Raw genomic sequence first — 9,466 nt, forward strand, 5'->3', positions numbered from 1 at the left:
CCGCAATGTGAGTGACTTGACCTTGAACTATGGATCCGATTTTATAACGCCCACACAAGATGCTAGACTTGGTCACATGGTTTTTTAGTGTATATGACGAGGTCTCTTGCGGGGTCTCATCGGCAAACTTCCAGTTACATAGCTCTAGCAGCCTCTCAACGCCACCATCCAATTGGATAGCCATATCACAATCGAGTGCCGCCATCGAGACCTTAGTGACAACGAACTTTATTTGTATTGGTTTTTCGTTCTCGATAGTAAGTTGCTCAACGCTAACGCCGATTGGGGCACCAACAAAAAAACGTGTTTGGATGGTCGTGGGATCACAGTCGAGTTCGTACTTTAAAGAAGCCTTGGCAACTTGGCCGGTAAGGTCTGGAGATAGCTCAAAATCGATGCTGTGGGCATCTATGTTCGACACAATAGCTCTAAAGTAGGTGCCGTTACAAAATATCCGTTTATAGTCAATGCTGATTGTTCGGTTGCCTGCGTCTAGTCGCTCTATTACCACAATAATCCGATCGCCTACGCAATAAAGCTGCCTAAACCGATCGACAGCCTCCTTGCCCCTGATCCCATCAAAGAGACAATCGATTTGTAAAATGCCTTCTACAGTTTCGTTGAAGGCCACAATAATACAAGAATTAGTTATGGAACTGACGTTACCGGCAACCTGCTGACCCACAGGATTATTTTTTGCAAAGGTTTTCCATGGATTGTCCTGACAATCTCTCAGGCTCAATAGCAACTGGCCACTTTTCTTAATTACCCCAAGTACTTTTAATTCAATCGTTTCTCCTGTATTCACGATTTCATTAGGGTTAACTCCATTTTTTTTCCATGAAATATAGCCTTTAGTAACCAATCCTTCTATGTGGCCATCAATCATTACAAAAAAACCATTGTCCGCAATGTGAGTGACTTGACCTTGAACTATGGATCCGATTTTATAACGCCCACACAAGATGCTAGACTTGGTCACATGGTTTTTTAGTGTATATGACGAGGTCTCTTGCGGGGTCTTATCGGCAAACTTCCAGTTACATAGCTCTAGCAGCCTCTCAATGCCACCATCCAATTGGATAGCCATATCACAATCGAGTGCCGCCATTGCCGCCTTAGTTATTACGAACCGTATCTGCTCAATTTGTCCATCCCCTGCTGATATCTCTTCGACAGATACCCCTATGGGGAAGCCTGCTGCAAAGATATTTTTCACGGCCTTTGAATCGCAACAAAGTTCATCCTCAAAGGAGGATAAACTGACATGTCCAGAAAAGCCAGGATACAGTTCGAAATAGACGTTGTTGGCATCTACGCCCAAGGACATCGCCTTGAAATGAAAGCAATTCCGCAACAGTTCCTGATAACCTAATACAATCTTCTGACTGTCGACTTCGATATTCTTGATTACAACATCAATTCGGTTTCCTGTAGAAAAAATACATTGGGCACGCTCCTGTGCTTCTTTCCCATCCAATTCAAAAAACATTTGATTAAAGTGGAGCAGGCCATCAATGCCCTCTTCAAGTGTAACGAACATACCGAACTGTTCAATGTTTTTGACGATACCCGTTACTCTTTCCCCTACTTGATGGCTACTTTTGAAGGTAATCCACGGATTTTCACTGCAGCCCTTTAGACTAAATGCAAGCCTGCGTTTTTGCTCGTCTATCGCCAAGATCATAAGTTCAATTTCATCACCAATACATACAATTTCTCTTGGATTAACTTTTTTATTTGTCCAGTAAATGTCGCTTTGGTGAACCAATCCCTCAACGCCGTCCATGTAGTCGCCAATTATGGCGAAGAAGCCATAATTCTTTATGCTCGTAACGATGCCCTTGACCCGTGACCCAATTGGATAACGTTCGGTTAAATCATTCCACGGATCTTTGATCAATTGCTTTCGCCCAAAACCAATTTCATTCTTATCTTGATCTATGCTCAGTATGATTAAGTCGAGTTCTTGCCCATTTTGAACCACTTTTCGCGCATCAGTGATATTCCTCCAAGACAATTCTGATACATGTACGAGTCCCTTTATGTCTCCAACTGTTACTAATGCGCCGTACTCCATGACCGATTTCACAACACTCCGAACAGTCATTCCGATTTCTAGTGAGATTGCTAATCCCACCAATCTTATGATCCGGTCATCTTTGAGTTCGGCGACTGTCAGTTCTATCTTTTGCCCATCACCAAGGTCTAAATTACTAACTGATAACTGAGGCTTGATTGCCAGCCCGATGATCCCTTCCTCCAAATCGATAAGGTAATAATTCATTCTTTTACGCATGACTGTCCCGAAAACCTTTTTTCCGACAATTTCTTGTGCGAAACAGTGATATCTATTCGGCCAATCATCTGGTATGCGTCCAGCAATGTAGCGGAGTTCGGGGATAATCTGTTCAATTTTTACCGGAACCGGCATACACAGACGCACCATGTGTGAAACCAATCGGTATGTTGCTCCCTCGCATAAGCATTCGACAATAAGTTCCGGGGCGTCATTAGGTGCCAAATATAAAATTCCCTGTTGTTCTGCTTGATGAAATGTGAAGTTGTCAATCAAGTCTGGGGATTGCAACAACATCGTCGTTCCACGAACCACGGAGCCGACTTGATCTATTGTCCATGGATCGGGTAGGCTTGCGCGACGCGACAGAATTGGGGCGGACGATTCTTGGTCAAAGCCGATAACCTTCAATATCCCTTCATCATCCTTACTGTACCACGGGCGATTTCCCCAACTCGTTTCTTGCCAGGGAACAATCGCCTCCACCCACAAAGGGGTTCCTGAAAGATAAACATCCTTGAGACGCACAACATGCCCCCACGGCTGGATCGCGAGGTGCTCTATCCGCTCCGTCGAGACTAGGACTCCTAATTGAAACTCGTCTTGAACGCATCTAGCCTCATCACCGTCTCGTGGTCGATGGAACATTGGCAAACGCCAAGTTATGCGATCAAAGATCCCACAATGTAGCTCCAACGAGTTGCATACCTCTATCTTTTCTTCGGGCACGTCCTCTAGCCAATAAAGCTGGTGGTGGTAAAGTTTGATCTCGCAACCATGGAGGGCAACCAGAACCCCTCGTCCTCCGGTTGGATCGGGTCGAAGAATCGGATCCGAATAGGATAACAGTACACTTTTGTTGTCCAGTATCCTGCCTAACGCATAGACAAGGACGGGGAGGTCATTTTCGGTACAAGCCACAAGTGGACTCTTATACACGCCATCTTCTTGAGCAGCTTCTTGCATGCTGTTTGAGTTTTCTTTCTTGTTCCAGACTTTTCTATGCGAACTGATCAGTGTTTTGAGGAAACTAGCCAATAGGCCAATGGGTTTTAACTGCCCAACTTGTACGCCGCCTCTGTGTGCTTCCACCTGCACGATAAAGGCACGGCAGCGCAACCCAATGAATCTAACATCCTGCAATGGGAGTGGAATAAAAAGGCTATCCGCCGATATCCAAGCCGGGGCACGGTTGCAATCGTCACCTTCTTTGATGGAGGGTGCGAAATGCCCATATATGATCTTGCGTTCGCAATCAAGCGAATCACAGAAAAACCAGCCCTTCTGTCCAACAGACCATTCCAAATCGCCAATGCTAGATCGAGCTTCAGGAGGAACCAAGCTCCAGCGGTTATCTCGTCGATAAAGAATTACCGGACCGTCTTTACTCATACTTGGAAAAGGCAGATCCATCTCACAATGGATGAGTTTTCCATCTTCTGTCTCTGCAATAAAGAATCGATCACCTTCTTGATTCGAAACTAAGACCTTGGCAGATACCTCAAGGGGGCCAGTCCATTCAGTGTCGGCCTCCAGCTCAACTTGAGCTTGCCTCTGATCCAAGAGAAGTAATTTCTCATCAATGGCCTTATCAAGTTCATCGGTCGAAATGGGAGGCGAAGTATTCATCTATGATCATCAGGCTCGAAAAATTCAGGCAGTTCATACATTTCATCTTCGAACAAGGTATTCCAGTGAGAGCGTATGATGTTTTCTAGTTCTGGCTCATCAATGCGTTGTTGCTCGAGATAAGTCTTAAGCTCCTGCCCGATCCGGCTTGCACCACACCCAGCAAGTGCATCGAAAAGAGCCTCGCGAAATTTTAATGGCTCTTGCCTACTCGATTTGTAGATCTCAAATAGTGTTCGAGCCTGCTGAAAACGGGTGCGGTGATTGAACAATTTCGGTAAAAAGCGGACTGCATTGACGCGCTTATCAACTGGCTCATCATGATTGGTGATGATTCTCATCAAAGGGGGGGCTATATGGGAACAATGACGAAAATTTTGCCGCTCGATCTGATCCGCTGAGTTGTCAGCTATAGAGCGAGCCATTTCATCTGGCGTACGGGTGGCTGATTCCATCAATAATTTAGCCAGTTTAGGTTGAATACTTTCCAAGATCGGATAACCGGCAAAAAGTGTCTTGAGTTCAGTTCGAACACGGTCAAGCTGCGCAGGACGAGTATTGCCATTTCGCAATTTTTGGTAGGTGTCCTCAATCGCATAGCCCAATAGCGCTAGTGTATTGGGTTGCGCCATGTCACGAGCCAGTTCGAGAAGTTGGTCGAAGGCCGCGCCACTACGGTAGTGGCCAGCCAGTTGGCTTAATGCGCGTAGCGGAGGTTCCGAGGGCGATCTTCGAAAGATCTGTCCGAGGATAGGAACTACTGGATCTCTTAGGTGGCAAATACAATTCAACAAGAGACCGCGAGCCGCAACATTGTAATAATTTTGCTCGTACGATCTGTACAAGATAAAAAACGGCTCAGGTTCTCCATGATGCTGAGCCTTGTGTATCATGGCAGCTAGTTCACCCGCCTTTCCGTTCAACCACTGGACAAGTGGATCGCCTCTCTTGCCATCACCGGTATCGCGCTCTTCGCAGATCCTAACAATGAACTCACAAAGTTCCTCCACATAAGCTACAAAGGCATCGGGAAAAGTCAATAATCGCTCGATTATATCCTTGTACAGATCGTCTTCGCGTCCTCGGACAGCAAGCTGCCGGATTTCCTTGTCGTTTGGTCGTTCCATTTGCAGCATTCGCCGTGCGACAATCCGACGAAAGACGTAGGGAGAACTATAATCATTTCTCCATGATTCCAATAATTTCTCACGTTGGTTTGGGTTTTGCGCGATAGTGATACTGATTTCACATAAAAAACTCACCGCTGAACTGAATGCTAACGATTGTTCTGGCAGGAGTACTGAGCGTTCTTGAAGCAACTCCGCCCATGCGACATCAGATACCCGCCCAAACTCTCTGCGCAGGCGTTTTAACGCATCTCGATATTGATTGAGTTCGCGCTGCTCCGAAAGAAGCAATTCCCCGAGACGCCGCTCCAAGCTTGCGTAACGTGATGTCGCCCGTGCTTGTGGAAGACGTAAAGTCTCTGCTATCGCTTGCAGTTTCGATTCGATGGCGTCAGTGCTTACGTCATCAATATTTTGATAAGTTTCTTTGTCCGATGACATTAGCTTTTCACCATCTTTTGATCAGGTTAGTACTTGTGGAAGCTTATCTGTTATGGTGTTAGGACGACCATGATCGACGCTTAGAGAGGCGGTCTTTCCCCCTGCAATAAATTTTAGCTCGAATGTCCTATTGATGCTCACCGAGATATCGATCTCAATCGGGGTATTACCAGGAAGCAAGTCATCAAATTCGATGTAACGTGTATCCATTGGCTTCATCAAAGCGTCGGTAGGCGAACGTCCTAGGAATAATCTTATTGCCATTCGTCTGCGCCCCTGTTTTCCGGTATTAAGTCCTTGTAAAACACATCGATGGTTCTCGACCGGAATAATTTGATTTTTGGATAACAGCTCGACAAAACCGGTTTTAGTTTGAAGATAGATAGATTCGAAGAGTCTTTGACGCAACACTACAGGTTCTGTTGTCGAGCGGCTATGCCACCTGCCAAATACTGAAGCACCGAGCGCCACCGCCTCCATGGGCTTGGATACTACCTTTAGCGGACGCCCAACGACACGCGCGAATTGTCGCGGTAAGATGGGTAAGTACGCGGAACCTCCTGTCAGAAAGATATTACTGAGATCATGAAAACCAAACTCTTCGCCTAACACTTCACGTGCCGAATCTAAAGCCTCGAGGATCGGTTTGGCTAATGGATTGTTCTCATTAGTGCTATTGCGCGGTAGTATGCCATGCAGGGCGACGATCAAATCTGAAACCGAAAACTTCCCTAAATCCTCTTTTGTTTGTTGTAGAACTTCCGGCATATTGATCGGGGGCAAGGCAACAAAGGTCTTGTCAAAATCTCGAGCTAAAATGTCGTTATTGAGTCTTTGAACCTGATCACTAAGCGCTCGTTTGGCTTCCTCACTGGAATAAAGTAAGTAAGCTGCCAGGACAAGCTGGTCTTGCTGTTTTAAACTAGAAAAAGATACCGAGTTTTGCTGTTCAAGGCGCGCCAGCAGATAGCCTGCGATATAGAGATCAAAATCGTCCCCGGCCATCTCGTTGTATCGCGATTGTCCAAGAATCGACAGCTCTCTACCGTTGTCCAATTGCTGAACCTTTATGATCGACACATCAAAGGTGCCGCCGCCAATATCCAACATCATCAATACATTTGGATGTTTGTAATCAAAATAGGGAGCCATCAACATCTGATAACAAAGCGCGGCAGTAGGTTCGTCGATCAGAATGACTCCCGGCATTGATGCGATCTGTGCAGCGCGTAACGTAGCCGACCGCTGCTCAGTATTGAAAGAGGCCGGTATCGTGATGATGGTGCGCGTAATCGGCTCGCGCAGATGGAACTCCGCCTGCTCACGGACATACTTCAGCAAGCAAGCGGCCACCCGTTCAGGCGACCAAAGCTCACCGTTCACCTCACGAACATATGAAGTCCCCATATATTTTTTCATTGAAGAAAAATAGTGGTCTCTTTGATTCTGTGTTGCCCCCCAGCTCATCGTCTTAAATTTCTCTCCGACAAACGCTACCCCTGATTTAGGCGTGTAGACAACAGAAGGAAGCAACGCTTTCGCCTCGATTGGGCTATCACGACTTAATAAGGTTGATTGGGAGATCGGGATAAGCTTGGGTACATCATCAGAATCCAACCAATAACTGCATAAGGTGTTAGTCGTACCAAGATCTATTCCAATCATTGCCATGGCTTATTTTTCACTCCGCGCGACGTGGCCTTTCAAAAGTAACACATCACCGACTGTTAGCCCAGGCCGAGTAATATAAAACGAACCATTTTGGTTGGGAAGCTTACGTAACGCCTCGTCTGGGGCATACAGGTTGTTATCATAGGTCTCACCCAAGACTGAACCGATCTTTCCCACCAAACCCCATTCTTTTGACTGTAATTTCGCCTGAAAAATGTCGTTAGCTGTATAAGAACTTGTGGATCTAGCAGGATTCTTCTGGATATTCCGCAGCATCGGGTCAAGGAGTAAATCGAGAACTTCAATCGCTAGTCCGCCGCGATCGCTCGCGTAGGCTTGACGCAGGCTATCTAGTTCTTTACGTGCATTGGCAGTATGGGTAATAAGTGGTAATAATTCTGTCTCTAGCTGAGACGACAATTCGGCTGCTAGTTTGTCAACAATGGTGCTTAGGCGTCGAGCCGCTGTTTCGGTATAACGATCCGAAGTATCTAATACCGCCATCTCGGTTTCAGTCTTGCCTGAATGCGGCTCTGAACGTTCATGGATTTTGTCATCGCATAGCGCTCGAGCATAGGCGGCTGGATCTATATCCCATCCCATTGGCTTATGTCGACGACTAGTCCTTTCAGAAATGCGGCGACTAGGCAAAATATCTGCGAGTCGCAGAGGAAGAAAAAAAGCGTAATAAAAAGTACGATAAAAATCTCCACGGCTTTTCTTGCGTAACCGTGCCCAATCACAGAACGGCCAAAACCAACTAAATTCCTCATAACGTTGACTAGTGAATCGATCTAATCCGGCCTTCTTATACCAATATTCTGTGAGTTCGGTAGGGCGATACGAGAAGGAGTTTGGACGATCCATCTCTTCAAACATACGGCACGTGGAGGTAGTGAAGGCAAAAAGAGTTAAAGTGAGTGGCGACAATCTCGACAATATCTCCAAATGCACAGGGCTTTCCGGCACCCCCTCCGATAATAACCAGGTATGAAGCGTATTGCGAAAAAGCACCAGCTCTTTTTGATCACCTAAGCCAAGCTCGTCCCATAGACCCCACCAGTGTTCCTTATGCAAAACTAGGCGAAACTCGTTTTTAGTTATTGCGACCTCGGTAGGTGGTTCAATTCCATCGATTATCATGTGCTTAAGGAGTTTCCACATGACCTCCTGATAAACTTCCAAAAAGATGCGATCGTTCTTGCGGTAAGCTGGAGGTATGAGTGAGTTATTGAATGAGACGATCGTAGAGATAGATTGTGATTCACATGTTTGTTGGTTCATGAAATAAAAAGTCTTTAAATAATATGTGATATTTCTAAGTCGGTGTCAGCAGATTGTCAAAACCAATGTCATTGCTAGGTCTTGCAGGCCTGTTTTGCCTGATGGTCAACTTTGCCAAGTCAAATACCTCAATAACTTGGTGGAACAGGATCATCGGGTCACTTGTGTTCTGGGGGTATCAAAAAGATCACCGGGCTAATGCCGGGGTTCAAAGCTTTCCGTTCCGCCCAAGCTATCCTCGATGGGATCGAAACAACCCATATGATCCGCAAGGGACAACTCGTCGGGAAAACACTTCCCGCTTACCAGCAATTTATCAATTTGGCAGGCTAGTTTTGCCAGCCAATCAGGCCGGGCTCGGCTCTTGTAAATATTTGCGACAGAACCCGGATAAGCCAATCGAAATTATAAAAACTCACTTTGCTTGCGCTTGATTCAATCAAAATAAATTTTTTAGCAGAGCGTAGCAAAAGATTTGCGCAAATACTATTAAGGATTACCAAAAAAATAGTGGACTTTTTCACAATATCCTATTTTAACTTACATGTCATTGATTATTAATATGATAGTTTTCGGATTACCAATCCTATTATTCTCTGCCATATGCAATTTTAGGTAGAATCACGCTAAATTAGATAAAAAACCGCCATAACCCATACCGATGACAGGGGATGCTTTATCTATTTTTGTGGGTGACGTTGGGGTAACGAAGGTGATTATGTGCGCATTTCACGTCTTTTCCGCCTTGTGGAAAGTAGCGTTCCTACAGCTGACTGCCGATATTCTGGTTGGCTTCATTTCGCCATGAAATTACCCGACAACAGGCCAAGAAACTACCCGGGCTTCAAGACCCCTTACAAATCCACCTTGTTTATCCAAGCAAATCATGTTAATTTGCCCTATAAAGAGGCCATAATAGCCTATTATGATCCATATAAGGATTAATTAACCGCCATGCCAAAATCCATCACCCGCACCTATTCCCGCCACAGCCGCGAGGCGGCCGCCCTGTTGG

4 protein-coding genes and 1 pseudogene are annotated in these 9,466 nt (G+C 45.7%); 1 reads left to right on the top strand and 4 read right to left on the bottom strand.

Annotated elements, in window-relative coordinates; translation table 11 throughout:
• The 4 genes from AADEFJLK_RS22890 to AADEFJLK_RS22905 form a co-directional block, all read right to left on the bottom strand.
• Nucleotides 1–3,928: S1 RNA-binding domain-containing protein (locus AADEFJLK_RS22890; protein ID WP_146054719.1), on the bottom strand; the 3,928-nt coding region annotated here is incomplete at its 3' end.
• A complete protein-coding gene (locus tag AADEFJLK_RS22895; RefSeq protein WP_103975933.1) occupies nt 3,925–5,496 on the bottom strand; it encodes a hypothetical protein in 1,572 nt (523 codons plus the stop codon). The genes AADEFJLK_RS22895 and AADEFJLK_RS22890, both read right to left, overlap by 4 nt.
• 21 nt (nt 5,497–5,517) lie before the next feature.
• Nucleotides 5,518–7,167: an Hsp70 family protein gene (locus AADEFJLK_RS22900; RefSeq protein WP_103975934.1), complete on the bottom strand. Its 1,650-nt coding sequence runs from the start codon at nt 7,165–7,167 to the stop codon at nt 5,518–5,520.
• Nucleotides 7,168–7,170: 3 nt separating this feature from the next.
• The gene (locus AADEFJLK_RS22905; protein WP_103975935.1) at nt 7,171–8,451 is read right to left on the bottom strand and encodes a hypothetical protein; all 1,281 of its coding nucleotides are present in this window, start codon (nt 8,449–8,451) and stop codon (nt 7,171–7,173) included.
• 115 nt (nt 8,452–8,566) lie between these two features.
• Here AADEFJLK_RS22905 and AADEFJLK_RS25745 point away from each other — a divergent pair.
• Nucleotides 8,567–8,784: pseudogene (locus tag AADEFJLK_RS25745) on the top strand (IS6 family transposase); the annotation flags it as partial.
• Nucleotides 8,785–9,466: the final 682 nt, after the last annotated feature.

Source organism: Methylovulum psychrotolerans (genome assembly GCF_002923755.1).
Classification (GTDB): domain Bacteria; phylum Pseudomonadota; class Gammaproteobacteria; order Methylococcales; family Methylomonadaceae; genus Methylovulum; species Methylovulum psychrotolerans.

Bases quoted from the DNA above. Each gene is read 5' to 3' on its own strand.
- AADEFJLK_RS22895 (WP_103975933.1), bottom strand. From the start codon at position 5,496: ATGTCATCGGACAAAGAAACTTATCAAAATATTGATGACGTAAGCACT.
- AADEFJLK_RS22900 (WP_103975934.1), bottom strand. From the start codon at position 7,167: ATGGCAATGATTGGAATAGATCTTGGTACGACTAACACCTTATGCAGT.
- AADEFJLK_RS22905 (WP_103975935.1), bottom strand. From the start codon at position 8,451: ATGAACCAACAAACATGTGAATCACAATCTATCTCTACGATCGTCTCA.